This is a genomic window from Serinibacter salmoneus (genome assembly GCF_002563925.1).
Classification (GTDB): Bacteria; Actinomycetota; Actinomycetes; order Actinomycetales; family Beutenbergiaceae; genus Serinibacter; species Serinibacter salmoneus.
In genome coordinates, this window is sequence record NZ_PDJD01000001.1 from 2167933 (window position 1) to 2192985 (window position 25053).

The following is a 25053-nucleotide window of genomic DNA, read 5'->3' on the forward strand; positions in this document are numbered from 1 at the left end:
ATGCCACGCCCCTCCATTGCCGTCGTCGGTGGCGGCCAGCTCGCCCGGATGATGCAGCAGGCCGCGATCGGCCTGCAGGTCGACCTGCACGCCCTGGTGGAGTCCGCCGACGGCGCCACCGCCCAGGTGGTGCCGGACGCGACCGTGGGAGCGGCCGGCGACCCCGCTGCGCTGCGCGCCCTGGCCGCGCGCAGTGACGTCCTCACCTTCGAGCACGAGCACGTACCGAACGAGGTCCTGCACGACCTTCGGGAGAGCGGTCACGCCGTCGAGCCCGGGCCCGAGGCCCTGATCGCCGCGCAGGACAAGATCGTGATGCGTCGACGGCTGAGCGAACTGGGTGTGCCGGTCCCCGCCTGGCGCGAGGCCACCGCGCCCGAGCACCTGCTCGAGTTCGCCGCTGAGTACGGGTGGCCGATCGTGGCGAAGACACCGCGGGGCGGGTACGACGGCAAGGGCGTGGCGGTCCTGACCGACGCGCAGGATGCCGCGGCGCTCACCTGGCCGCTGGATCCTGAGCACCCGATCCTTCTGGAGCAGCACGTCCCCTTCCAGCGGGAGTTGGCCGCGCTCCTGGCGCGCAGCCCTCGCGGGGAGATCCGCACCTGGCCAGTGGTCGAGACGGTGCAGCGCGGCGGCGTGTGCGCCGAGGTCACCTCCCCCGCGCCGGACCTGCGTCCCAGCGAGGCCCGCGCCGCGGAGGGCATCGCCCGGATGGTCGCCGAGGGTCTCGGCGTCACCGGGGTGCTCGCCGTGGAACTGTTCGAGATCGACGGCGATCTCCTGGTCAACGAACTGGCGATGCGTCCGCACAACTCCGGCCACGTGACGATCGACGCGCACGTGACCAGCCAGTTCGAGCAGCACCTGCGCGCCGTCCTCGACCTGCCCCTGGGATCGACCCGGCAACGGGCGCCGTGGGGCGTGATGGTCAACCTGCTGGGCAGCGAACTGGATGAGCCGACCGAGGCGTACGACGAGGTCATGCGCCGATTCCCGGAGGCCAAGATCCACCTGTACGGCAAGGAGGTACGCCCCGGCCGCAAGCTCGGGCACGTCACGGTGGCCGGCGAGGACCTGGCCGCCGTGCGCACCGCGGCGCGCGGCGCCGTCGCGCTCCTCAGCGGCCGGGAGGACTCCACGGCACCGGCACACCAGGCCGATCGGACTGACAGGAGGAACGCATGAGCGCGCACCAGGACCCGCAGGTCGGCATCGTCATGGGCTCGGACTCGGACTGGCCCACCATGGAGGCCGCCGCACAAGCGCTTGCGGAGTTCGACGTGCCGGTCGAGGTGGATGTGGTCTCCGCGCACCGCATGCCGACGGAGATGATCACCTACGGACGCACGGCGCACGAACGAGGCCTGCGCACCATCATCGCCGGCGCCGGTGGCGCCGCCCACCTGCCCGGCATGCTCGCCGCCGTCACCCCCCTGCCCGTGATCGGGGTGCCGGTGCCGTTGCGCCACCTGGACGGCATGGACTCCCTCCTCTCGATCGTGCAGATGCCCGCCGGCGTGCCAGTGGCCACCGTCTCGATCGGTGGCGCCCGCAACGCCGGCCTCCTCGCCGCCCGGATCCTGGCCGCTGGCACCGACGATGCCGCGCGGGACCTGCGCGAGCGCATGCTCTCCTTCCAGGCGGACCTCGCCGAGGTCGCGCACGCGAAGGGCGAACGGCTGCGCGCCTCGCGTACGCGCACCACGGGCTTCAGCGCCGGCTGAGTACCGCCGCGGGCCGCCTCAGCGTTCCCGCGCGAACGTCCAGTACCGGTTGACCAGGAAGTTGATCGGGAGCGTGAGGAGGATCGCGATGAGTTGCGCCCAGTACTCACGCGAGCGCAGGACCTGGTCGTCCTCGAACCAGGGGTGGGCGAGGTACACGGCGGCGTCGGGGTGGGTGAGCGCCACCTTGAGACCCAGGCCGACCGCTGCCGCCACGCTGCCCACCAGGACAAAGCGCCACAGGCCGGACCACCACGGCGGGCGCGCTCGGTTGCGGAAGGTCCAGACGCGGTTGAGCTGATAGTTGAAGACGGCGGCCACCAGGAAGGAGACCACCCACACCAGGGCGGTGAACCGGACGTTGTAGACCGTCCACGGGATCGCGAACAGGATCTCGCGCGCGTTGCCGGCGCCGCCGTTGGCGCCGTTGAGCGCCACGGCCACCGCCATGTTGACCAGGACCCCGGCGCCGCCCACCACGGCGAAGCGCACGAACTGGAGCGCCACGCCACGCAGCCGGCTCGAGACCCTCCGGGTCGGTGCGTCCTGCGACCCAGGACCGCTCCCGTCCGCCGCCGACGGGGAGAGGGGCATCACGGGCGACGCCGCCGACGCCCCACCGCCACCAGGGAGCCCGGGGGCAGGATGTTGTCGGGGTCGAGCTGGCTCGGCACCGCCGAGAGGAAGATCTGGAAGACGGCGGGGACGCGCTGCTTCAGTTCGAGCTTGCCACCGTCGGAGGCGACCAGGTCACGCGCGAGCGCCAGGCCGAGCCCGGTGCCCTTGCCCGAGGTGACCTCACGCTCGAAGATCCGCGGCGCGATATCGGCGTCCACACCCTCGCCCTGGTCACTCACCTCGATCACGACCGACTGGCGACTGGTCGCGGCGCGCGCGACCACCCGGGTGTCCCCGTCGCCGTACTTCAGGGAGTTCTCCAGCAGGGTCGCCAGGACCTGCGCCAACGCGCCGGGGGTGGCCAGGACCGATTGCGGCCCGGAGACCTCGAACTCCAGCAGCCGGCCGGCCTGAGCGTAGGTCGGGCCCCACTCGTCCTCCTGCTGGTGGAAGATCTCCGGGAGGGACACCACCTCCGTGGTTCCCCCCGCCTGACGACGGGCGCTGGAAAGGAGGTCGTCCACCACACCCACCAGGCGCTCGACCTGTTCCAGTGCGATGCGCGCCTCCTCACCGACCTCCTCGTCGGTGGACATCAGCTGGATCTCCTCCAGCCGCATCGACAATGCCGCGAGCGGGGTGCGCAACTGGTGCGAGGCGTCGGCAGAGAACTGACGCTCCGCGGCGAGGCGGGCGGCGAGCCGGTCGGAGGTCCGTGCGAGTTCCGCTGCGACCAGATCGATCTCCTCGATGCCGGACTCGGCGATGCGTGGCCGCACCTGCCCGGAGCCGAGCTGCTCCGCACTGGCGGCCAGGTAGATCAGCGGCGCCGCCAGTCGGCGTGCCTGGTAGCGCGCGAGTGCGACGGCCGCAGCGGTGGCGATCACGGACGCGGCGCCGACCAGGATCACGACCTGCGCCATCCGCCAGGCCACGATCGTTCCCGAGATCGACACCACCACCTGAGCGCCCGAGGCGGTGTTGACCTCCCGCACCACCGCGCGCTCGGCGGGGATCGACGTCCCGACCTCGACGGTCTCGCCGCCCTCCGGTGTCACCTGGATGAACAGCGGGACCTGATTGCCCTCGTCGAGCCACGGGCTGAGCAGATCGGCCGTGATCGGCTCGTTGATCGCGGCACGGCGCTCCACGGCGCGCGCGATCGCCTGGGTGCGCACGGCCAGGTTGTCCTCGATCCCGCTGCGCACGGTGAGCGCACTCAGGATCGCGGCAGGCACGCCGATGAGCACCACCGCCACCACGACGGCGGCGACGGTGGCCTGCAGAAGTCGGCGCTGCATCGACCCCCCTCAGTGATGGGCCGCGAGTCCACGAGCGATGACCGCGCCTGCGCGGTCGAGCGCTACGTGGTGGCGGCGGCCTCGAAACGGAAGCCCATGCCACGGACCGTGGAGATGTAGCGCGGGGCTCCCGCGTCATCGCCCAGCTTCCGGCGCAGCCACGAGACGTGCATATCGAGGGTCTTGGTGGAGCCGGTCGGGTCCGAGGCCCACACCTCACGCATGAGCGCCTCACGGGAGACCACGCTGCCGGCCTCGCGCACGAGGACGCGCAGGAGGTCGAACTCCTTCGCCGTGAGTTGCAACTCGCGATCGCCCTGGAAGGCGCGGTGCGCCGAGACGTCCACCCGCACGTTCTGGGCGCTGATCTCGTCGACCTCCTCACCCTCCACGCCGGCGCGGCGCAGCAGCGCCCGGACCCGGGCGAGCAGTTCCGCGAGCCGGAACGGCTTGGTGACGTAGTCGTCGGCACCGGCGTCGAGGCCGACCACGAGGTCGACCTCGTCCGCGCGTGCCGTCAGCACGAGGATGGGGGTCGCCATCCCCTGACTGCGGATCCAGCGCGCGACGTCGAGGCCGTCCATGTCCGGAAGGCCGAGATCGAGCACGAACAGATCCGCGGCGGGGGCGCCGTCGATGGCACCACGGCCGGTGCCGTGGACCTCGACGTCGTACCCCTCGCGGGTCAGCGCACGCGCGAGAGGCTCAGCGATGGCGGGGTCGTCTTCTGCGAGCAGCACCTTGGTCACACCCCCATGCTAAGCCCATCGCAGGCCCAAGGCATGGCATAAGCCCGTCAGGGGGTCCGCGTGGCGAGCCGTTCCAGCAACACGGGCACCACCGCGCCGATCCCGGGCACCTCACGTTCGGGCAGTGTCGTGCCCGCCACACCGGGGGAGACGCCCACGGCCGCGGCCTGAGCGGGTGGCGACCCTGCGGTGCCGGCCGAGGTCTCGGCCTGCAGCACCGCCCACGTCACCTCATCGGTGAGGATCTGCCGCGCCTCGGCGATGTCCGCGAGTCGGGAGGCGAGATTGACGGTCGGACCGAAGATGTCACCGGAGCGGGACAACACCCGACCCCAGGTGACCGCACCGTGCACCTCCAGGTCCACCGGCGAGTCGGCATAGGCCGCCGACAGCCGCAGGGCAACGTCCACGCCCGTGGCCAGGTCGTCGGCCACCACCAGCACGCCGTCGCCCATCGTCTTGACCACCCGCGCCCCGGCGTCGGTCACCACGTCCCTGGCCCGCTCCTCGAACGCCTCCACGAGGTCCGCGAGCGCCGAGGCTCCCAGGTGCGCGGTGCGCTGGGTGTAGGACGTCACGTCCACAAACGCGACGGCCCGCTCCAGGGGCAGGTCATCGGTCTCCGGCGTCAGGCCCGCTTCCCCGACCGCGCGTTCGGTGCGGGTGAGCAGCGCCAGGAGATGACGGCGCCAGGCGTGGGCCGCGAGGGCGTCCAGGTCACCGATCGACTCCCCGATCGTGTCCAGCACCACCAGACGCGCGGACACGTCGTCCAGGGACCAGCGCCGCTCCGCATCGCGGACCAGGGTCTCCATCTGCCACAGCGCGAGGCGGTCGGCCGAGTGCGCGGCGGCGCGCACCAGGGTGCGCCATGCCCCCTCCGAGAGCCCGGCCTCCTCCACCAGGCGCAGCGATCGTCGCAGCGCCTCGGCGTCCGCCGGGGTGAACACCCGCTGCGAGGCGGGGACGCCGGGGAAGCCGAGGCCGCGCCAGAACTGCAGCACCCGGGCAGCCGTGGTCCCGATCTCGCGGGCGACGTCGTAGGCGTCCATCGTGGGCAGGTCACCCAGGAGCGCACGCGCCTGGCGCGCCAGCGTCGGGGAGGCGTGGTCGGTCGGTGCGGGCGGCGCCGGGGAGCGCCGAGGCAGCCCGGTGCCCGATGCCGACGCGTGATCCACGTCACCACTGTATCGAGGGTGCCTCAGGATTCGCCGTCGGACCCCGGCGCCTCCCGTTCGGCGCGCCGCACCCGGCTGACGTCCCCCGACGTCAGGGAGTGTCGGCGCCCGTCCAGGCGCCGCAGCACGAGGGACCCGGACTCCTCCAGGCCCACCACGTCCCCCACGACCCGCGCTCCCGCCTCCTGCACCTCCACTCGCTGACCGAGGGTGTCCAGCGCCTCGGTCACCGCGGCGCGCAGATCCACGAATCCCCGCGATCGCCAGCGTCCGAGGAGCGCGGTGAGTTCGATCCCGATCAGCCCGAGCATCGTGGCGGGGCGTATCGGCGCTCCGCAGGCGGCCAGCGAGGTGGCCCACGGCACGGGGAACTCACGCTGCTCGCAGTTCACTCCGATTCCCAGCACCAGGGCTTGGGCGCCGTTGCCTGCGGTGGGAGCGGGGACCACCTGCGCAAGGATGCCGGCCACCTTGCGCGCCCTGCCCCAGCCTGGCACCTCGAGCCGTGCCTGCGAGCGCACGATCACGTCGTTGGGCCACTTCACGGCGGCATCCAGCCCCCGGCCGCGCAGCGCGCGCACCACCGCGAGCGCCGCCACCAGCGAGAGGGTGGGCCACTGCGGGAGTGGCCGGTCGGGTTCCAGCAGCAGCGAGGCCGTCAGCGCCTGCCCGGGAGGGGTCACCCACTCCCGATCGAGTCGGCCCCGGCCCGCACGCTGATCCTCCGCCCGCAGCACGCTCAGGTGCGGCCACTGCTGCGGCTGGGCGCGTCGCCGCTCCAGCAGTTCGGTGTTGGTGGAGCCGCAGGAGGCCAACGTGACCACCCGCGAGAAGGGGCGGTGCGCCGTCGCGCCTCCCGCTCCCCCGGCCCGATCGCGAGATGATGGCGGTGTCACCATCACAGCCTCTCACCGCGGGCGGTAGCCTCGCGTGGGTGAGCGAGAACCCACCCACCACGACCGCCGCGAAACTGGCGGACCTGCACCGGCGCCGGGCCGAGGACATCCAGGCGCCGGCCGAGGCCGCCGCGCGCAAGCAGGAGGCCCGCGGCAAGGGCTCGGCGCGTGGCCGGATCGACGCCCTGCTGGACGAGGGCTCCTTCACCGAGATCGACGCCTTCACCCGGCACCGCTCCACCGCCTTCGGGCTGGAGAAGCGGCGGCCGGCCGGGGACGGCGTGGTGATCGGGCACGGCACCATCGACGGGCGCCGGGTGTGCATCTACTCCCAGGACTTCGCCACCTTCGGCGGCTCCCTCGGGGAGGTGCACGGCGAGAAGATCGCGAAGATCCAGGACTTCGCGCTGCGCACCGGCGTGCCGCTGATCGGGATCAGCGACGGCGGCGGCGCCCGCATCCAGGAGGGCGTGGCCGCGCTGACGCAGTTCGCCGAGATCTTCCGCCGCAACGTCGCGGCCTCCGGCGTCATCCCGCAGATCTCCCTGATCCTGGGCCCCTCGGCGGGCGGCGCGGTCTACTCCCCCGCGCTGACCGACTTCATCGTGATGACCGACGGCACCTCGAACATGTTCATCACCGGCCCGGACGTGATCCGCGCCGTGACCGGGGAGGACGTCGGATTCGAGGAACTCGGCGGTGGCCAGACGCACAACGAGCGCTCGGGTGTGGCGCACTACCTCGCCTCCGATGAGGAGGAGGCGTTCGAGTACGTGCGGGCGCTGCTGGCCTACCTGCCCTCGAACAACCTGGACGAGGCACCCACCTACGAGGACGAGCTCTCCCTCGAGGTCACCGAGACCGATGAGGCCCTGGACGCCCTCGTGCCGGACTCCGACAACCAGCCCTACGACATGCGCGCGGTCATCGAGGCCGTGCTGGACGAGGGGATCTTCCTGGAGGTCCAGCCGCTGTACGCGCGCAACGTGCTCGTGGGCTTCGGGCACGTGGAGGGTCACTCGGTGGGCATCGTGGCCAACCAGCCGTTGGTCTCCGCCGGCACGCTGGACATCGCCGCCTCGGAGAAGGCCGCGCGGTTCGTGCGCACGTGCGACGCGTTCAACATCCCGGTGCTGACCTTCGTGGACGTGCCCGGGTTCCTACCGGGTACGGACCAGGAGTGGAACGGCATCATCCGCCGGGGCGCAAAGCTCATCTACGCCTACGCCGAGGCGACCGTGCCGCTGGTCACGGTCATCACCCGCAAGGCCTACGGCGGTGCGTACATCGTGATGGGCTCCAAGCAGCTCGGCGCGGACGTGAACCTCGCGTGGCCGACGGCGCAGATCGCGGTGATGGGGGCCGCGGGCGCGGTCAACATCCTGCAGCGCGGCGCGCTGAAGCAGGTGGAGGCGGACGGCGGCGACGTCGCGGCCGAACGTGAGCGGCTCGTGCAGGAGTACACCGACGCGATCGTGAACCCCTGGGGGGCGGCGGATCGCGGCTACGTGGACGCGGTGATCGCACCGAGCGAGACCCGCGGGGAGGTCACGCGGGCGCTCCGGGCGCTGCGGACCAAGCGAGCCGCGCTGCCGGCCAAGAAGCACGGGAACATCCCGCTGTGAGCGAGTCCGAGCGCGGCGGCGCAGGGCAGGTCGACGGCGCGGACGCCGGTGATCTGGGCGGCGCCGCCGGCGCGGGAGAACCGGGCGCGTCCGAACGCACCCGCCTGGGCGAGCTGTACGGCGAGGACCCGGGAGCGGTGCCGGGCGCCACGCCCAGCGTGGAGCGGTCCGACCGCGACAGCGGCGCCCCGGCCCCTGCGGTGCGGGTGGTGCGCGGCGACCCGGACCCCATCGAGTTGGCCGCCCTCATCGCCGGGTTGACCGCGGCTGCGGCGTCGATCCCGGACGAGGAGGAGGAGCGCCGGATCCGGCAGCGCTGGAGCGACCGCTCCCACGCCCTGCGCGGCGGCGACCGCGGGCTGCTGCCCCGCCCGGGCCACAACGCGTGGCGCTGGTCGCTGCACCCGTAGCGCCCGCGCAACCACACGCTCGGCGCACCACCCTTCCGCCGAGCGGGTGCCTGCGCACACTTCCCGCGCGCTCAGCCCGCGCAACCACACGCTCGGCGCACCTGGGGCCGCGCAACCACACGCTCGGCGCACCGGGTGCGGACCGGGCGGGAGGCGTGCGTAGGATCGCCTGCGTGACACGCACGCCGAGCGCTATCGATGCCATCGCCGAGGACCACGTCGCCGCGATCGCGCGGCTGAATCCCGCCGCCCGCACCGCCCTGGGATTGCCGGGGGACCCCGCCGAGCTCCCGGACTACTCCCCCGCCGGTCTCGCCGCCGACCAGGAGGAACGCGGGCGGGTGCTCGCGGCCCTCGAGGGCACCGACCCTGTCGACGAGGTCGACCGCATCACGGTCTCGGCCATGCGCGAGCGTCTGGGCGTGGAGAGCGATCTGTACGAGACCGGTGAGCTGCACGCCTCGCTGAACGTCATCCACTCCCCGGCCCAGATCACCCGCGACCTGTTCGACCTGATGCCGAGCGACTCACCCGAGGACTGGGCCGTGATCGCCGAGCGACTGCACGCCGTCCCCTCCGCCCTGCAGGGGTACGCCCGCTCGCTGCGGGAGGCGGCCGACCGTGGGCTGATCGCGGCTGAACGTCAGATCGACGCCGTGGCCGCCCAGTGCGACGCGCTCGCCGGGGACTCCTCGTTCTTCGTCTCGCTCGCCGAACGTGGCGCGGCCGCCGAGGGGCGCGCATCGGCGAACGCCCTGCGCGCGGGCGCCGAGTCCGCGCGCGGCGCCTACGGCGCCCTCGCCGCCGTGCTGCGGCGCGAACTCGCACCGGTGGCACCCGGAGCCGATGGCGTGGGCCGGGAGCGCTACGCCCTGCACTCACGCTCCTTCCTGGGCGCCGAGGTGGACCTGGATGAGACGTACGAGTGGGGCCGCGAGGAACTGGCCCGGGTGGTCGCCGAGCAGGAGGCTGTGGCCGCGGACCTGTACGGCGCGGGCACCACGCCCGAGGAGGCGATGAAGCGACTGGATGCCGAACCCGTCCGGGTGCTTCACGGCACCGAGGCACTGCGGGAGTGGATGCAGCGCACCGCGGACGAGGCCATCGAGGCCCTCGCCGGGAGCCAGTTCGACATCCCCGGTCCGGTGCGGGCGCTGGAGTGCTGCATCGCGCCGACGCAGACGGGCGGCATCTACTACACGGGCCCCACGGACGACTTCTCCCGACCCGGGCGGATGTGGTGGTCGGTGCCGGCGGGCGTGGAGGAGTTCGGCACCTGGCGGGAGAAGACCACGGTCTACCACGAGGGTGTCCCCGGCCACCACCTGCAGATCGCGCAGACCGTCTACCGACGCGAGGACCTGAACTCCTGGCGCCGCCTGATCTCCTGGGTCAGCGGGCACGGCGAGGGCTGGGCCCTGTACGCCGAGCGTCTGATGGCCGACCTGGGTTTCCTGGACGACCCGGGCGATCGGATGGGCATGCTGGACGCCCAGCGCCTGCGCTCGGCCCGCGTGGTGCTGGACATCGGTGTGCACCTGGGCAAGCCGGCCCCCCGGGAGTTGGGGGGCGGGACCTGGGACGCGGAGAAGGCGCGCACGTTCCTGTACGCGAACGCGAACATGGCACCCGGCTTCCTGGACTTCGAACTCGACCGCTACCTGGGGTGGCCCGGGCAGGCGCCCTCCTACAAGGTCGGCCAGCGGCTGTGGGAGGAGATCCGTGAGGAGACCGCGGCCCGGGAGGGCGCCGCCTTCGACCTACGCGCCTTCCATCGCCGCGCTCTCGACCTCGGCTCGGTGGGGCTGTCCGTGCTGGCCGAGGGCATGCGCAGGTGAGGCTGGTCCTCGCCTCGGCCTCCCCTGCTCGCGCGGCGCTGCTGCGCGCCGCAGGAATCGAGCCGATCATCGAGGTCTCCGCCGTGCAGGAGGACGCCGTGATCGCCGCCCGGCGCGCAGCCGGCACCGATCCGGGCGTGGCGGAGCAGGTGCTGCTGCTGGCTCGCGCCAAGGCGCAGGATGTCGCCACGCGTCTCGGGCACCCCGTGGCCGGGACCGCAGCGCAGGCGCCGCTGGTCCTGGGCTGCGACTCGCTGTTGGAGGTCGACGGCGTGGCCCGGGGGAAGCCGCACACTCCCGAACGCGCTCGGGAGTGGTGGCGCACCGTGTCCGGGCGCAGCGGTGTGCTGCACACCGGCCACCACCTGTGCCTGGGCGACCACCGCGCCGAGGCCGTCAGTTCCACCACCGTGCACTTCGCCGAGCTCGGCCCGGAGGAGGTCGACGCCTACGTCGCGACCGGTGAACCGCTGCAGGTGGCCGGCGCCTTCACGATCGACGGCCTGGGTGGTGCGTTCATCGAACGGATCGAGGGTGATCATCACGGGGTGGTGGGCCTCTCGCTCCCGCTGCTGCGGACGCTGGTCTCACGTCTCGGCATCCCGTACCCTGCCCTGTGGACCGGGACAATCCACGGGGCAACGAACGACGGTTGAGCCCCGGTCCGTTGTAGGAATCACACAATGGTGCTGCCCGTGGCTTGCGGCGCACCACAGACTTGGCGACGCACCCCGATGCGGTGGGCAGCGCGCCGTCGGACTCCGATACCGTGAGCCGATCCGCGAGTTCAGGAGAGTGCATGTCGCAGCAGGTGAGCCCCCCGGCCCGGGCCACGGATACCGAGTCGGCCATCACCGAGCAGGCGGCACGTCGGCCGGTCAACCGGGTGTTGATCGCCAACCGCGGGGAGATCGCCCTGCGGGTGGTGCGCGCGGTGCGCGACGCCGGTGGCGTCTCCATCGCGGTCTACTCCGACCCTGACCGTGACGCGCCGTTCGTCCGGCTCGCCGACGAGGCCTACGCCCTCGGCGGGGTGCGCGCCGCGGAGACCTACCTCGACGTCGCCAAGGTGCTCGATGCCGCACGCCGATCCGGCGCGGAGGCCATCCACCCCGGGTACGGCTTCCTCTCGGAGAACGCCGAGTTCGCCGCGGCGGTCCTGGACGCGGGCCTGACGTGGATCGGCCCCTCCCCCGAGGCGATCACGGCCCTCGGGGACAAGGTCTCGGCCCGTCACATCGCCGAACGCGCCGGCGCGCCGCTGGTGGCCGGCACACCCGACCCCGTGGCCGACGCCCAGGAGGTCGTGGCGTTCGCCCGCGAGTACGGCCTGCCGGTCGCCATCAAGGCCGCCTTCGGCGGCGGCGGTCGCGGGCTGAAGGTCGCACGTACGCTGGAGGAGATCCCCGAGCTCTTCGCCTCCGCCACGCGCGAGGCGGTCGCCGCGTTCGGGCGCGGTGAGTGCTTCGTGGAGCGCTTCCTCGACCGCCCCCGTCACGTGGAGACCCAGTGCCTGGCCGATGACTACGGCCAGGTGGTCGTGGTCTCCACCCGCGACTGCTCGCTGCAGCGGCGTCACCAGAAGCTCGTCGAGGAAGCCCCCGCGCCGTTCCTCACCCCAGCGCAGCAGGTCGAACTCGACCGTGCCTCACGCGCCATCCTGCGCGAGGCCGGGTACTCCGGCGCGGGCACGTGCGAGTTCCTCATCGGCGCGGACGGCACGCTGTCCTTCCTGGAGGTCAACACCCGCCTGCAGGTGGAGCACTGCGTCTCCGAGGAGATCACCGGGATCGACCTGGTGCGCGAGCAGTTGCGGATCGCCGCCGGTGAACCGCTGGGCTACGACACCGTGACCTCCCGCGGGCACAGCATGGAGTTCCGGATTAACGGTGAGGACCCCGCGGCAGGGTTCCTGCCGCGGCCCGGCACGCCCACCACGATCACCTGGCCGGGAGGCCCCGGCGTCCGGGTGGATGCCGGCATCGCGCCCGGCCAGCCGGTCACCGGCAACTACGACTCGATGATCGCCAAGATCATCGTCACCGGCGCCACCCGGCGTCAGGTCATCGAACGTGCTCGGCGCGCGCTGGCCGAGACCGAGATCATCGGCATCCCCACCGTGCTGCCGTTCCACCGCGCCGTGCTGCGGGAGGAGGCGTTCGTGGCCGATCCCGATTCCGGTTACGACACCCTCGGGGTGTGGACCACGTGGATCGAGTCCGAGATGGCACCGCGCCTGGCGCACTTGGCGCCCTCGGCGCCCGCCGCCGCCGAGGAGCCGGAGGAGGATGCCGTCGAGCGTGTGGTCGTGGAGGTGGGTGGCAAGCGCCTGGAGGTGGTGCTGCCCGCCTCGTTGGGCGGCTTCGGCGCCTCCGGTGCCGCGCGCGCCCGCACCAGGCCGGGTCGTCCCCGCGCCATGGGTCGCTCGGGCGGCGGTGCCAGCAACGCAGCGGCCATGACGGCGCCCATGCAGGGCACGATCGTGAAGGTGGCCGTGGCCGAGGGGGACACGGTGGCGCAGGGCGACCTCGTGGTGGTCCTCGAGGCCATGAAGATGGAGCAGCCCCTCCTGGCCCACCGAGCCGGGACCGTCACCTCCCTGAGCGCCACCGTCGGCGGCGGGGTCTCCGCCGGGGCCGTGATCTGCGAGATCACCGCCTGAGCACCCCGCCCGCGGACTCTCCGCGCCCGGCCTCGGCCCCGAGCCGCGCGCCTGGCACGATGGGGACGTGACCCGCGATGTGAACGACGCCTGGGTGGAGTGCGCCTGCGGCGCCCGGCACTGGGGCCGCCAGGGCGCGGCCGGTCTGGCGCTGGCGGACGAGGGCGCGCTCGTCCTGCAGCATCGCAGCGCGCGAAGCCACCACGGCGGCACCTGGGGCCTACCGGGTGGCGCCGTCCAGCACGGCGAGTCCTCACTCGCTGCCGCCCTGCGGGAGGCGCAGGAGGAGACCTCCCTCCCACCGAGCGCCGCCCGTCCCCATGCCACGATCGTGCTGGATCACGGCACTTGGCGGTACACGACCGTGCTCGCCCATGCGAGCGTGCCGCGGCCCCGGGTGCGCCCGGTGGACTGGGAGTCCGACGACGTGGCGTGGGTCGCACAGGAGGAGATCGCCGAGCGCGAGCTCCTGCCTGCGTTCGCGGATGCGTGGCCCACGATCCGGCGGTTGCTCCAGGCACGCCCGCTCCTGGTGGTGGATGCCGCCAACGTGGTCGGGTCCGTGCCCGACGGCTGGTGGCGCGATCGCGCGGGAGCCGCCACGCGCCTCCTGGCCTCGATCCGCTCGGCCTCCCGGGGCGGGTTCCCCGCCGCGTGGTTCGCCCTCGAGGGTGCCGTGCTCGCCTGGCCGCGCATCGTGGTGGTCCTGGAAGGGGCGGCGCGCGGTGCCTGCGAACCCGCCACCGATGACACGGCCCCGACGCACCGGCCAGCCTTCCGCACGCCGCAGGTACTACGAGCCGAGCGGGACGGCGACACGGCGGTGGCCGATCTGCTCGGCGGCCTACCGCCCCTCGAGCGGGAGCACGCGGCGCTGGTCACCGCGGACCGGGGACTGCGCGCGCGCACCGCAGGAACGAGACACCTCGGGCCGGGCACATTCCGCTCCGCGCTGCGTACCCTAGAGGGATGACTCGACACGCCTGGGGCATCGGCCTTGCGACCATCTCGGAGATCTCCGACACCATCCTGGACACCTGGTTCCCCTCCCCGCAGCTCGGGCAGGACCCGGGCGGCGGCCCGTGGGACACCCCGGCGGACCTGCAGGCGCTGGAGACCTCCGACCCCGACCGCCGGGTGCGCCGCCGCATCCGGCGGGTGGTCATCGACCTGGACGCGCCGCCCGCGGACGCGAGCGACGCCTACCTGCGGCTGCACCTGCTCTCCCACCGCCTCGTGGAGCCGAACTCGATCAACCTCGACGGGTTGTTCGGGGTGCTCACCAACGTGGTGTGGACCTCCGCCGGTCCCTGCGATGTGACCGACTTCGAGGCCACCCGGATGCGCCTGCTGGCGCGTCACCCCGGCCTGACCGTCGAGAGCATCGACAAGTTCCCGCGGATGGTCGACTACGTCACCCCCACCGGGGTGCGCATCGGGGATGCCTCCCGCGTGCGCCTGGGCGCTCACCTGGCGCCCGGCACCACCGTGATGCACGAGGGCTTCGTCAACTTCAACGCCGGATCGCTGGGCACGTCGATGATCGAGGGCCGGGTCTCCCAGGGCGTGGTCGTGGGCGACGGCTCGGACATCGGCGGCGGCGCCTCGATCATGGGCACGCTCTCGGGCGGCGGCAAGGAGCGCGTCGTCATCGGTCGCAACTGCCTGCTCGGCGCGAACGCGGGCCTGGGCATCAGCCTCGGCGACGGCTGCGTCGTCGAGGCCGGCCTGTACCTCACCGCGGGTACCAAGGTGCGGGTGCTGGGCGACCTGGGCGTGGACGTCTCCCACGCGAAGCGGGACGACGACGGTACCCCCCTGCTCTCGGCGCGCGCCCTGTCCGGTGCCACCTTCCTGCTCTTCCGCCGCCACTCCGTCACGGGCGCGGTCGAGGCCCTCCCGCGGGGCGAGCGGACCGTGGAGCTGAACGCCGCGCTGCACGCGCACTGACCCGCTCGCTCGATCCTTGAAGGCACACGCCGGATGAACCAGGCCCGCGGGCGACGGGGCGCTCGCCTCGGCGCCACCGTGAGCGTGGTCGTGGTCCTGCTCGTGATCGGCGCCGTCGTGATCACCGGCATCGTGGCGGCGCTGCGGTGGGGGGACGCCCACATCGCGAGCGGCCGGTGCAGCGCCGGCGGCCACTGGCTGGAGGCGGACCAGACCGCGAATGCCGCGCTGATCGTGGGGACCACCCTCAGGCGTGACCTGCCCGCACGCGCGGGCACGATCGGCATCGCCACAGCGATGCAGGAGTCCAGGATGCGGCCGATCGACTACGGCGATCGGGACTCCCTGGGGATGTTCCAGCAGCGGCCCTCGCAGGGCTGGGGGACCCCGGAGCAGGTGCAGGACCCGGTGTACGCCACGGAGACGTTCTTCGACCACCTGGTGCGGGTGCCCGACTACACCGAGCTCGAGGTCACGGTCGCCGCGCAGGCGGTGCAACGCAGCGCCTTCCCCGACGCCTACGCCCAGCACGAGGACCTGGCCCGCGCGTTCGCCTCGGCGCTGACCGGATGGTCCCCCGCCGCTCTCACCTGCGACCTGGACCCCGTGTCGCACCAGGACGAGGAGGCCACCGAGTCGGTGGCGCAGGAGGCCGCCACGCTCCTGGCGCGAGACCTCGGCCTGGAGGGTCAGGTGACGGCGGACCTCCTACGGGTGGACGCCACGAGTCTGCCGGGCGCCGATGGGGACGCCGGGCGCGCCGCATGGGCGGTGGCCGCGTGGGCGGTGGCCACGGCTCCGGTCACCGCCGTGGGGACCGTCCAGGTCGCCGATCGGGCCTGGCACCGCGGTGAGGAAGGCTGGCAGGAGGTGCCCGGTGAGCCGGTGCCGGCGGGCACGGTCAGGATCGGGGCCTGAGGGGCCCGCGCCCGACCCGTGGCCCCCGCGCCCAACCCGTGGCCTACGGCCACGTGCTCGGCGCGGGAGCCACGATCTCGCGGTGGCGGGGTGGGCCTACCGCTCGGCCATGGGCACGTAGCCGCGCATGGCAGGCCCGGTGTACACCTGGCGCGGACGGGCGATCCGGGTGGAGGGGTCGTGCATCATCTCGCGCCACTGCGCGATCCATCCCGGCATCCGCCCCAGCGCGAACAGTGGTGTGAACATCGAGGTCGGGAACCCGATGGCGCGGTAGATCAGACCCGTGTAGAAGTCGACGTTCGGGTAGAGCTTGCGCTGCACGAAGTAGTCGTCGTTGAGCGCCACGTCCTCGAGTTCACGCGCCAGGTCCAGGAGGTCATCGCTCATCCCGAGCGATCCGAGCACCTCGTCCGCGGCCGACTTCACGATCGCCGCGCGCGGGTCGTAGTTCTTGTACACGCGGTGGCCGAAGCCCATCAGCCGCACGTCGCTGCTCTTGTCCTTCACCTTGTTCACGAAGGTGTTCACGTCGCCGTGCGTGTCCCGGATCTCCTCCAGCATGGTCAGCACGGCCTCGTTCGCGCCGCCGTGCAGCGGGCCGGACAGGGCGTTGATGCCGGCAGCCACCGAGAGGAAGAGGTTCGCGTGAGCCGAGCCCACGTTGCGCACCGTGGCGGTGGAGCAGTTCTGCTCGTGGTCGGCGTGCAGCAGCAGCAGCTTGTCCATCGCGGAGACGACCTCGTCGGGGACCTCCGGGTCGCGCACCTCGTGCAGCGCCATCCGCAGGAAGTCGCGCACGAACCCGTTCTCCGGCTCCGCGTCTGGCATGCGCTGCCCACGCGTGTGCCGCAGCACGTAGGCCACGATGGTCGGCAGTTTGGCGAGCAGCAGGACGGTCGCGAGCTCCTCGACGTCCTCACCGGCCACCTCGAACACCTCGGGGTAGAACCCCGGGAGCGCGGAGACCGCGGAGGAGATGATCGCCATCGGGTGGGCACTGCGGGGGAAGGAGGCGATGAGGCGGCGGAAGTCCTCGTGCACGTGCGTGTGCCGCAGCACCCGGGTCTCGAAGGCCTCGAACTGCTCCGTGCTGGGCAGTTCGCCCTTGCCGAGCAGGTAGGAGGTCTCCAGGTAACCGGAATGCTGGGCGAGTTCCTCGATCGGGTAGCCGCGATAGCGCAGGATGCCTTCGGCGCCGTCGATGAAGGTGATGCCCGACTGGCAGTTGGCCGTGTTCCCGAAACCCGGGTCGTAGGTCACGTCACCAGTCGTACCCAGCAACCGCTGGATCGACAGGCCGTCATTGCCCTCCACCGCGCTGACGCGCTCCAGGGTGAGCGTGGTCTCGCCGACGCTCAGGGTGGCGTCGCTCGTTCCCGACATTGGGTCTCCGTTTCGGTCGTCGCGGACAGTCAGAGGTATGCCTGATAGCGGGTAGGGCCGGACATGAGAGTCCTTATGAGTTTCTCATGCCGAGCCCAAAAACCTGTCGCGATTGTCTCATGTTCTCGTGAGGCGGCGACCGCAGCCGCTGGGTAGGTCACGAGCGGCGGGCGCGCAGCCGTGCCGCGGCCCGCGCCACATCCTGCGTGGGCGCGGTCAGGGACACCCGCACATGCTCGGCCCCCGCGGGGCCGTAGAAGATGCCGGGACCCGCAAGGATCCCCTCGTCCGCCAACAGCGTCATGATCGACCAGCATGCCTCGGGCCCGAGGCCCGGGGCGGGCTCCGGCAGCGGCATCCCGTCACCGGCGCGGATCCAGAGGTACAGGCCCGCCTCGGAGGCCTCGATCTCGAATCCCGCGGCGGGTAGGGCCTCGGTGAGCATGCTGCGCCGCTCGGCGTACCGCGCGACCTGCTCGGTCACGTGCGCATCGTCTGCCAGCGCCCGGGCCATCGCGTGCTGCACGGGTGCCGGCAGCATCATGCCGCGGTGCCGGCGCAGCTGCAGGAGCGGGTCGATGATCCCCTCATCACCCGCCACGAACGCCGCCCGGTAGCCCGCAAGGTTGGACTGCTTGGACAGGGAGTACACCGCGAGCAGGCCCGTGAGGTCGCCGTCGCAGACCCGGGGATCCAGGATGCTCGGCACCCCCGCGCCTGCCCACGGCTGGGTCCACGGCAGCAGCGCGTAGCACTCGTCCCCGGCCACGACGGCGCCGATCTCGCGGGCGGCGACCACCACCTCTCGCAGGTGATCGACACCGAGCACCCGGCCGCTCGGGTTCGCCGGTGAGTTCACCCACACCAGGCGCACCGCGCGGTTGCCGCGCCACGCCTGGACGTCATCGCTCACGAGCACCTCGGCCCCCGCGAGCCGCGCCCCGACCTCGTAGGTGGGGTAGGCCACCGAGGGGATCACGACGACGTCACCCGGCCCCAACCCGAGCTCGCTGGGCAGGTGCGCCACCAGTTCCTTCGACCCCACCGTGGGCAGCACCTGGGAGGTGGTCAGACCGGGCACACCCCGCCGTCGCGCGTAGAAATCGGCGATGGCCTCGCGCAGCGCCGCCGGGCCCGCGACCGTGGGGTAGCCGTGGGCGTCGGAGGCCTCGGCGAGCGCTGCCTGCACGAGCGCCGGCGTGGGGTCCACCGGCGTGCCGATGGACAGGTCGATCAGGCCGTCGGGGTGGCGCCGTGCACGATCCCGCAGCGGCTCCACCGCATCCCAGGGGTAGGCGACGCCCAGAGGGGCGAAGCCCATCAGTCCTCGACCTGCGGCGGGAGGGCAGCCACCAGCGGGTGATCGGTCGGGATCATGCCGAGTTTGGCGGCACCGCCCGGCGATCCGATCGTGTCGAAGAACTCCACGTTGGCGTTGTAGAAGGCCGACCACTGCGCAGGGACGTCGTCCTCGTAGTAGATGGCCTCGACCGGGCACACCGGCTCGCACGCCCCGCAGTCCACGCACTCGTCCGGGTGGATGTACAGCGAGCGTTCACCCTCATAGATGCAGTCCACCGGGCACTCGTCGATGCACGCCTTGTCCTTCACGTCGACGCACGGCTGCGCGATCACATAGGTCACGGGAACCTCTCCTCCGCTCGGTCGGACCAGTCCCACACCTCGTGGGAAGGCCGCTCGGGGGCCCGGCTACGGCCCACACTCCTAGTATCGCCGGATGAGCCAGTCGCACCAACCGCCGACCCACCCCAGGCTAACGATCGGCGACCGGGTGGTGGTGCGATACCGCCGCGCGGACGTTCGTCCCGGTGAGCCGCCGCTCAGCGATGCGGTCGGGGAGATCGTCGCCATCGACGCGGAGAACGTCCGCCTCGAGACCCGCACGGGGATCCGGGCGATCCCCCTAGCTGCCGTGGTCGCCGCCAAGCGGGTGCCACCGGCACCGCGAGGCTGAGCGATCCGGGCACCGCGCTCACGCGTCGGGGTTCTCCCCGCACACGACCCGGTTCCAAGGCGCGTACTTCCAGCTGTAGGTGTCATCCGACACGAGCTCACCCTCCAGCGTGCGAACCACGCGGTTCACGTCGATGGTGAAGCCCTGGGCGCCACCGCTCTCGGGGATGCACTCCGGCGCGGGGTTGTACAGGGTGGTCGGGTCGGTGAAGTCGTAGTGCTGACCGCTGGTGATCGTCGTCTGATACGTCTCGGTGCCCCACAACCGTGCCCACTGGCGGTCGTCGTCCCCGACCCACGCCTGCACGAGCACCCCGTGATCGGTGGTGTTGCGCCACCGCATGTCGATCGAGCCCTCGTACAGGGTGGCCTCACGCCCGGCGGGGTAACGCTCGAACCATCGGGAGTGCGGCTTGTGCTCCACGTCCTCGAGTCCGGCCTCGAAGCCGACGTTGAACAGAGTGGTGCTCAACTGGGAGAGCCCTCCGCCGTAGGCGCGGGCCTCCATACCGTTGATGACCACCCCGGACTGGTTGTAGCCGGAGGAGGCGTTGATCGGGCCGAGCGCATCGAGCAGGCTGAACTCCTCCCCCGGGAGCACGAGGGTGCCGGTGACGGCGGCGGAGCCGACACGGAGGTTCTCCGTGCGCTCGGGGTCCGGATAGGAGGGCAGCGGGGTGGAGAACTCGGCGATGACCTCCGTGACCCCGAGCGCCTCGGCGTCCGCGGTGGTGAACTCCGCCTCGGTGGTGGACAGTTCGAGCACCGCCTCGCGCTCGGTCGGGTTCAGCGCCGCACCCTCGACCGCGGCCAGGGCCTGATCGGCGTCCAGGCCCGTGCCCTCGCGCGAGGGCACCACCGTCGGGGAGCCGCCCTGCAACTCGATGCGGGCGTCCGCGGCCGCGTCACCCACCTCGGGCAGGGCCTGGGAGATCGCCTCGGCCACGGCCTCGCCGTCCATCTCGAGAGCGAAGGCGCCGTCCTGGACGACGATCCGCGAGGCAGCGGACAGCGTCTCGACGCTGAGCTGTGCGGAGTCCTCCCCCGCGACGATAGTCACGGGGCCGGACAGCAGCGGATCCACCAGGTCGGCCATCGCAGCCTCCACCTGGGACTGCCCGATCGCAGGCTCCAGTTCGACCACGGGCAGCGAGATCGTGTCCTGCGCCGTGAGCCACTCGCGCTGCACGGTCCCGACGGCGTTCTCCAGGTCCAGTCCGGAGCCGGGTTCCGCGTCGGTGACGATCGCCTCGGTGCCGGTGAGGGCGATGGTGGCATCCACCGGATCCACGCGGACGATGGACTCCGCATCCGCGAGCGCCTGCGTGAGCTGGTCCACATCCACCGTGGAGACGGGCTGCGTGCTCTGCTCACCGAAGAGTCGCTGCCAGAGTTCCACCGGGTTCCAGGTGCGGCCCACCAGCGGGTCCACACTCGCGTCGGCGTCCAGGGCGAGTCCGGAGCGCGCGGGGTCCAGGGTGGCCTCGACGGTCCCGACCTCGATGGGGATCGGTTCGCCGGTGCGCTCCGCGTAGCCCGCCTCAACGGCCGCCACGGCGTCTTCACGCGTCATGCCGCCCACATCCACGGCACCCACGGACGCCTCCGGCGCGATCCGGTCCTGTGTGTAGAACACCGAGCCCAGGTAGGCACCGCCGACCGCGAGGACGAGCACGCCGGCCACGACACCCGTGATGAGCCCCCGGCGCGAGCGAGGTCGAGACTCGAGGTCCTCCAGCGTGTCCGGCGCCGGGCCCTGCGAGCCGCCGTCGCTGGTCGACTCGGGGCCGACCCCGGCGGAGTCCGCCGTCGTCAGGTCGCTGCGTGTCTCGTCCGAATCCCTCACCTGATGCCCTCCTGAAGCGCTTGTGCGCCGATCCTGCCCATTCTAGGTTGCCGTCCCCCGGGTGGCCTCGCCGATGGCGCGCACCCGCCCCAGCCGATGCAGGAGCGCCCCCGTGCCCTGTCCGCGCCCGGCCGCCAGGACGCGCCCCAGGACCACCGCGTGATCGTGATGCTCGATCACGCGTTCCGTCTCGCACTCCACCCAGGCGGCGCTCGGCGTCACGATCGCCGCACCGGTGCGTTCCCCGCGCACGTGCGCCACCCCCTGCAGTTGCCCGAGGTCGGGCCGTCCGGGCTCGGTCAGCCAGGCCACGGCGCCCTCGGCGCCCGGTGCGACGATCGAGGCGGCCCACGTGCGGCCCTCGCCGATCAGCGGCGCGAGCCGGGAGTCCAGGTGCAGGCTCACCAGCACGGTGGGTGGCTCGAGGGAGAAGGAGACCAGGGAGGTCACGACCATCGCGTGGTCCCGGCCGTGTGCGCGCGTGGCGAGCACCACGACTCCACCGGGCAGGTGCGCGAGCGCCGCTCGGTAGTCCTCCTGTGGGACCGCGGCCGCGTCGGGTGCATCGGCGGGCGTCACCGCTCACCGCCCGCCGCAGGGGACTCGCGCAGGACCCGCTCGGGTACGAACGCGGCCACACCGACCGCCAGGACCGAGACGACCAGCCATGCGTTGCCGTAAGTGTCCCCGATGAGGACGCCCGCGCTGCTGGTGGTGGCCAGCGCCAGCACCTGCACGATCACCACCAGCCCGAGCGCGAACCCCACCAGCCCGGTCCAGCGGCTCACCGCCCGCGCCAGGAGGGCCCCGGACAACACGAGTGCGAAGGCCAACACGATGCCGTAGGGGATGCCCTCGACGCGGGCGCGGTGCACGAGGGTGCCGATGGTGCCCAGCCCGGTCCCGAGCAGGAACCAGCCCAGGCCCAGCAGCGGCTGGGCCACGCGCGCCAGGAGACCGGGAGTCGCCGGGTGCGCGGTGCCCGCGGCGTCAGCCTGAGCGGTCGAGCGCGTCCCGGCTGCCGGCGTCGCCGTGACGGGGACACCGAGCGCGAGGTCACGCAGCGCCGCGGCATCCCGGTGGGCGACGAGGGCGACCGTGGGGAGCAGGGGCGCCACCACGCCGTTGCTCAGGGCGTACCAGCCCACGGCCGACTGGTGCGGGCTGAGCGCACTCGGTCGGCCGCCGCCGTCCACCACCGGCACCGCCACCGACTGCACCTGCGAGGTGTAGCAGCGCAGCGCGGCGGCCTGGAACGGCACCACGCCGGAGGTATCCCACTCCACGCTCACCGCATCGTCGGCCACCACCAGGGCCGGCAGCTCAGCCGGTGGCGGCTGGAGCGACTCCCCGCGCCAGTCGGTCGCGTGCAGGTCAGCGGCGGCGAGCGTCACCTCGGCGCGGGCGGCCCGCATCCGACTCTCGGCCACCACCACCCAGGCCAGCACCGCGTCCACACCCTCGAGTTCCTCGCCCGCCGTGCCGGGACCGGCCGTGCGCGCGAGGGCCACCGCCCGCACGGTGATGAGGTGGGTGCGCACGTGGTCGGGGTGGCCGTAACTGCCGCCGGGTTCGTCGCAGACCACCAGTGCCGGTCGCATCTGGCGGATGAGCCGCGCCAATGCCGCGGCCTGGACCTCGGGGTCCACCGCGGTCAGGGCGTCGGGGCCGGCGTCCGGCGCGGGGCCGGCCAGACCCGGGCGGACCCAAGACATCCCGGAGTCGGTGACCGCGGCCGCCCCGGGGAGGTCGTCGAGCCAGTACCGCTCGGTGACGCCCAGCATCTCCAGGGCCTGGACGAGTTCGGCCTCCCGTGCCGGCGCCACGCCGTCCGTCCCCTCGAGGTCGGGGGTGCCGATCATCTCGCCCCGTTCGCCCCGGGTGGCGGTCACCACCGCGACCCGGCGACCCTGCGCGGCCGCCAGCGCGAGCAGGCCCCCGGCCGTGAGGGTCTCGTCGTCGGGATGGGCATAGACGGCGAGCACCCCGCCCTCGGCGGTGCGGCCGTGGTCGGGGTGCTGCGTCGTCATGCTCATGCTGGTGCTCAGGCCCCCGCCCGCTTGGCGCGGGAGGCGGCGCGGCCGCGCGCGGTCTGGTCCAGCTCGACCTTGCGGATCCGCACGATCTCGGGGGTCACCTCGACGCACTCGTCGTCGTTGGCCCACTCCAGGGACTCCTCGAGCGTGAGCAGGCGCGGCGGCGTCAACCGCTCCAGCTCCTCGCCCGTGGAGGAGCGGATGTTGTTCAGCTTCTTCTCACGCGTGATGTTGACGTCCATGTCGTCGGCGCGGGCGTTCTCCCCCACCACCATGCCCTCGTAGACGTCGGCGCCCGGGAGCACGAAGAACGTGCCGCGGTCGGACAGGTTCATCAGGGCGTGGCTGGTGACCACACCGGCGCGGTCGGCCACCAGGGAGCCGGCGGTGCGGAACTCGATCGCGCCGGCCCACGGGGCGTAGCCCTCCGCGATGGAGGAGGCGATCCCCGTGCCGCGGGTGTCGGTGAGGAACTGGGTGCGGAACCCGATCAGGCCGCGGGCGGGCACCACGAACTCCATCCGCACCCACCCGGTGCCGTGGTTGCTCATGGTCTCCATGCGGCCCTTGCGGGCGGCGAGGAGCTGGGTGACCGAGCCGAGGAACTCCTCGGGCACGTCGATGGTCATCCGCTCCATCGGCTCGTGCAGTTTGCCGTCGATCTCGCGGGTGACCACCTGCGGCTTGCCGACGGTCAGCTCGAAGCCCTCGCGGCGCATCTGCTCCACGAGGATCGCCAGGGCCAGTTCGCCACGGCCCTGCACCTCCCAGGCGTCGGGCCGTTCGGTGGGCAGCACGCGCAGGGAGACGTTGCCGATGAGCTCGACGTCCAGGCGCGCCTTGACCTGGCGTGCGGTGACCTTGTGGCCTTTGCCGCCCTTGCCGGCCAGCGGGGAGGTATTGATCCCGATGGTCATGGAGATCGCGGGGTCGTCCACTGTGATCAGCGGGAGCGGGCGGGGGTCCTCGGCGTCCACCAGGGACTCCCCGATGGTGATCTCCTCGATCCCGGCCACGGCCACGATGTCGCCCGGTCCGGCGCTCTCGGCGGGCACCCGCTCCAGGGCCTCGGTGCGCAGCAGTTCGGAGATGCGCACGGTGGTCAGGGTGCCGTCCTTGCGGGCCCAGCCCACCGTCTGGCCCTTGCGCAGGGTGCCGTTGAACACGCGCAGCAGGGCGAGACGGCCCAGGAACGGGGAGGCGTCCAGGTTGGTGACGTGCGCCTGCAGCGGGGCGCCGTCGTCGTAGGTGGGCGCGGGGATGCGCTCCAGGATCGTGGCGAAGAGCGGCTCGAGGTCGGGAGAGTCCGGCAGCTCGCCGTCGCCCGGCTGCTGCGTGCTGGCGCGGCCGGCCTTCGCCGAGGCGTACAGCACCGGCAGGTCCAGGATCGCGTCCAGGTCGATCTCGGTCTCGTCCTCCAGGTCACCGGCCAGGGCGAGCAGCAGGTCGGTGGTCTCCTGGACCACCTCGCCGATGCGCGCATCCGGGCGGTCGACCTTGTTGACCACGAGGATCACCGGCAGGTGTGCGGCGAGCGCCTTGCGCAGCACGAACCGGGTCTGCGGCAACGGGCCCTCGGAGGCGTCCACGAGCAGCACCACGCCGTCCACCATCGACAGGCCGCGCTCGACCTCGCCGCCGAAGTCGGCGTGGCCGGGGGTGTCGATCACGTTGATGGTCACGCCGTCGGGGACACCGGCGGCTGCCGCCGCGGGGCCGCCATAGCGCACCGCGGTGTTCTTCGCGAGGATCGTGATCCCCTTCTCGCGCTCCAGGTCGCCGGAGTCCATGGCGCGTTCGTCCACGTGGGAGTGTTCGCCGAAGGCTCCGGACTGCCACAGCATGGCGTCCACAAGGGTCGTCTTGCCGTGGTCGACGTGGGCCACGATTGCGACGTTGCGCAGGTCAGGGCGCACTGCCATGAGGGTCTCATCTCTCG

At 72.4% G+C, this 25053-nt stretch carries 23 protein-coding genes; 11 read left to right on the forward strand and 12 right to left on the reverse strand.

What is annotated here, in order from left to right:
- Positions 1–1188, forward strand: a complete 1188-nt coding sequence (locus ATL40_RS09705) for a 5-(carboxyamino)imidazole ribonucleotide synthase (RefSeq protein ID WP_098469366.1) — start codon at positions 1–3, stop codon at positions 1186–1188.
- Positions 1185–1727, forward strand: coding sequence for a 5-(carboxyamino)imidazole ribonucleotide mutase (purE, locus tag ATL40_RS09710; RefSeq protein ID WP_098469367.1), 543 nt, complete (start codon positions 1185–1187; stop codon positions 1725–1727). Before ATL40_RS09705 ends, purE begins: the two co-directional genes overlap by 4 nt.
- A gap of 18 nt (positions 1728–1745) precedes the next feature.
- On the opposite strand, the gene ATL40_RS09715 is transcribed toward purE, so the two are convergent.
- From ATL40_RS09715 to ATL40_RS09735, 5 genes are all read right to left on the reverse strand, one after another.
- A complete protein-coding gene (locus tag ATL40_RS09715) occupies positions 1746–2234 on the reverse strand; it encodes a GtrA family protein (protein WP_211283096.1) in 489 nt (162 codons plus the stop codon).
- An 86-nt stretch (positions 2235–2320) separates the two neighbouring features.
- Entirely contained in the window at positions 2321–3646 is a 1326-nt protein-coding gene (locus ATL40_RS09720; RefSeq protein ID WP_098469369.1) for an ATP-binding protein, read from the reverse strand.
- Positions 3647–3708: 62 nt separating this feature from the next.
- Positions 3709–4395, reverse strand: coding sequence for a response regulator transcription factor (locus ATL40_RS09725; protein ID WP_098469370.1), 687 nt, complete (start codon positions 4393–4395; stop codon positions 3709–3711).
- A 47-nt stretch (positions 4396–4442) separates the two neighbouring features.
- Positions 4443–5573 (reverse strand): adenylate/guanylate cyclase domain-containing protein, encoded by a 1131-nt coding sequence (locus ATL40_RS09730; RefSeq protein ID WP_098469371.1) that lies wholly within the window; start codon positions 5571–5573, stop codon positions 4443–4445.
- A gap of 23 nt (positions 5574–5596) precedes the next feature.
- Positions 5597–6469, reverse strand: coding sequence for a biotin--[acetyl-CoA-carboxylase] ligase (locus tag ATL40_RS09735; RefSeq protein WP_169925933.1), 873 nt, complete (start codon positions 6467–6469; stop codon positions 5597–5599).
- Between ATL40_RS09735 and ATL40_RS09740 the strand changes: the two genes are divergently transcribed.
- From ATL40_RS09740 to ATL40_RS09775, 8 genes are all read left to right on the forward strand, one after another.
- Complete coding sequence (locus ATL40_RS09740; protein ID WP_098470410.1) at positions 6457–8094, forward strand: acyl-CoA carboxylase subunit beta; 1638 nt, start codon at positions 6457–6459, stop codon at positions 8092–8094. The two genes, ATL40_RS09735 and ATL40_RS09740, sit on opposite strands and share 13 nt — an antisense overlap.
- Entirely contained in the window at positions 8091–8504 is a 414-nt protein-coding gene (locus tag ATL40_RS15445) for an acyl-CoA carboxylase subunit epsilon (RefSeq protein ID WP_245866959.1), read from the forward strand. The genes ATL40_RS09740 and ATL40_RS15445 overlap by 4 nt, the downstream gene beginning before the upstream one ends.
- A 173-nt stretch (positions 8505–8677) precedes the next feature.
- Complete coding sequence (locus ATL40_RS09750) at positions 8678–10342, forward strand: DUF885 domain-containing protein (RefSeq protein WP_098469372.1); 1665 nt, start codon at positions 8678–8680, stop codon at positions 10340–10342.
- On the forward strand, positions 10339–10998 hold the full coding sequence (locus ATL40_RS09755; protein ID WP_098469373.1) for a Maf family protein: 660 nt from the start codon (positions 10339–10341) through the stop codon (positions 10996–10998). The genes ATL40_RS09750 and ATL40_RS09755 overlap by 4 nt, the downstream gene beginning before the upstream one ends.
- 143 nt (positions 10999–11141) lie before the next feature.
- Positions 11142–13004, forward strand: a complete 1863-nt coding sequence (locus ATL40_RS09760) for an acetyl/propionyl/methylcrotonyl-CoA carboxylase subunit alpha (RefSeq protein ID WP_098469374.1) — start codon at positions 11142–11144, stop codon at positions 13002–13004.
- A gap of 67 nt (positions 13005–13071) precedes the next feature.
- Complete coding sequence (locus ATL40_RS09765; RefSeq protein WP_098469375.1) at positions 13072–13977, forward strand: NUDIX domain-containing protein; 906 nt, start codon at positions 13072–13074, stop codon at positions 13975–13977.
- Entirely contained in the window at positions 13974–14954 is a 981-nt protein-coding gene (gene dapD / locus ATL40_RS09770) for a 2,3,4,5-tetrahydropyridine-2,6-dicarboxylate N-succinyltransferase (RefSeq protein ID WP_098469376.1), read from the forward strand. The genes ATL40_RS09765 and dapD overlap by 4 nt, the downstream gene beginning before the upstream one ends.
- A 33-nt stretch (positions 14955–14987) precedes the next feature.
- On the forward strand, positions 14988–15872 hold the full coding sequence (locus ATL40_RS09775; protein ID WP_098469377.1) for a hypothetical protein: 885 nt from the start codon (positions 14988–14990) through the stop codon (positions 15870–15872).
- Positions 15873–15968: 96 nt separating this feature from the next.
- Here ATL40_RS09775 and ATL40_RS09780 read toward each other — a convergent pair whose 3' ends face one another.
- The 3 genes from ATL40_RS09780 to fdxA all read right to left on the reverse strand — a co-directional run bounded on the left by ATL40_RS09780 (position 15969) and on the right by fdxA (position 18902).
- Positions 15969–17258, reverse strand: coding sequence for a citrate synthase (locus ATL40_RS09780; RefSeq protein WP_098469378.1), 1290 nt, complete (start codon positions 17256–17258; stop codon positions 15969–15971).
- Between the two features lie 157 nt (positions 17259–17415).
- Positions 17416–18579, reverse strand: coding sequence for a succinyldiaminopimelate transaminase (gene dapC / locus ATL40_RS09785; RefSeq protein WP_098469379.1), 1164 nt, complete (start codon positions 18577–18579; stop codon positions 17416–17418).
- Positions 18579–18902: a ferredoxin gene (fdxA, locus tag ATL40_RS09790; RefSeq protein ID WP_098469380.1), complete on the reverse strand. Its 324-nt coding sequence runs from the start codon at positions 18900–18902 to the stop codon at positions 18579–18581. Before fdxA ends, dapC begins: the two co-directional genes overlap by 1 nt.
- Before the next feature lie 94 nt (positions 18903–18996).
- Between fdxA and ATL40_RS09795 the strand changes: the two genes are divergently transcribed.
- Positions 18997–19233 (forward strand): putative acetyltransferase, encoded by a 237-nt coding sequence (locus ATL40_RS09795; protein ID WP_098469381.1) that lies wholly within the window; start codon positions 18997–18999, stop codon positions 19231–19233.
- A gap of 18 nt (positions 19234–19251) precedes the next feature.
- Here the strand turns inward: ATL40_RS09795 and ATL40_RS09800 are convergent, their stop codons facing one another.
- From ATL40_RS09800 to typA, 4 genes are read right to left on the reverse strand one after another with little or no spacing between them, the layout of a single operon-like run.
- Positions 19252–21078 (reverse strand): VanW family protein, encoded by a 1827-nt coding sequence (locus tag ATL40_RS09800; RefSeq protein ID WP_098469382.1) that lies wholly within the window; start codon positions 21076–21078, stop codon positions 19252–19254.
- A gap of 42 nt (positions 21079–21120) precedes the next feature.
- Positions 21121–21657 carry a flavin reductase family protein gene (locus tag ATL40_RS09805; RefSeq protein WP_098469383.1) on the reverse strand — a complete coding sequence of 179 codons (537 nt, stop codon included), beginning with the start codon at positions 21655–21657 and terminating at the stop codon, positions 21121–21123.
- On the reverse strand, positions 21654–23108 hold the full coding sequence (locus tag ATL40_RS09810; protein ID WP_169925934.1) for a PIG-L family deacetylase: 1455 nt from the start codon (positions 23106–23108) through the stop codon (positions 21654–21656). Before ATL40_RS09810 ends, ATL40_RS09805 begins: the two co-directional genes overlap by 4 nt.
- A gap of 14 nt (positions 23109–23122) precedes the next feature.
- Positions 23123–25036 (reverse strand): translational GTPase TypA, encoded by a 1914-nt coding sequence (gene typA / locus ATL40_RS09815; protein WP_098469385.1) that lies wholly within the window; start codon positions 25034–25036, stop codon positions 23123–23125.
- Between the last annotated feature and the right edge of the window lie 17 nt (positions 25037–25053).

Coding starts and splice junctions, on each gene's coding strand:
- ATL40_RS09810 (WP_169925934.1), bottom strand. CDS start 23,108: ATGACGACGCAGCACCCCGACCACGGCCGCACCGCCGAGGGCGGGGTG.
- dapD (WP_098469376.1), top strand. CDS start 13,974: ATGACTCGACACGCCTGGGGCATCGGCCTTGCGACCATCTCGGAGATC.
- ATL40_RS09775 (WP_098469377.1), top strand. CDS start 14,988: ATGAACCAGGCCCGCGGGCGACGGGGCGCTCGCCTCGGCGCCACCGTG.
- purE (WP_098469367.1), top strand. CDS start 1,185: ATGAGCGCGCACCAGGACCCGCAGGTCGGCATCGTCATGGGCTCGGAC.
- ATL40_RS09780 (WP_098469378.1), bottom strand. CDS start 17,258: ATGTCGGGAACGAGCGACGCCACCCTGAGCGTCGGCGAGACCACGCTC.
- ATL40_RS09740 (WP_098470410.1), top strand. CDS start 6,457: ATGGCGGTGTCACCATCACAGCCTCTCACCGCGGGCGGTAGCCTCGCG.
- typA (WP_098469385.1), bottom strand. CDS start 25,036: ATGGCAGTGCGCCCTGACCTGCGCAACGTCGCAATCGTGGCCCACGTC.
- ATL40_RS09705 (WP_098469366.1), top strand. CDS start 1: ATGCCACGCCCCTCCATTGCCGTCGTCGGTGGCGGCCAGCTCGCCCGG.
- dapC (WP_098469379.1), bottom strand. CDS start 18,579: ATGGGCTTCGCCCCTCTGGGCGTCGCCTACCCCTGGGATGCGGTGGAG.
- ATL40_RS09760 (WP_098469374.1), top strand. CDS start 11,142: ATGTCGCAGCAGGTGAGCCCCCCGGCCCGGGCCACGGATACCGAGTCG.
- ATL40_RS09795 (WP_098469381.1), top strand. CDS start 18,997: ATGAGCCAGTCGCACCAACCGCCGACCCACCCCAGGCTAACGATCGGC.
- ATL40_RS09720 (WP_098469369.1), bottom strand. CDS start 3,646: ATGCAGCGCCGACTTCTGCAGGCCACCGTCGCCGCCGTCGTGGTGGCG.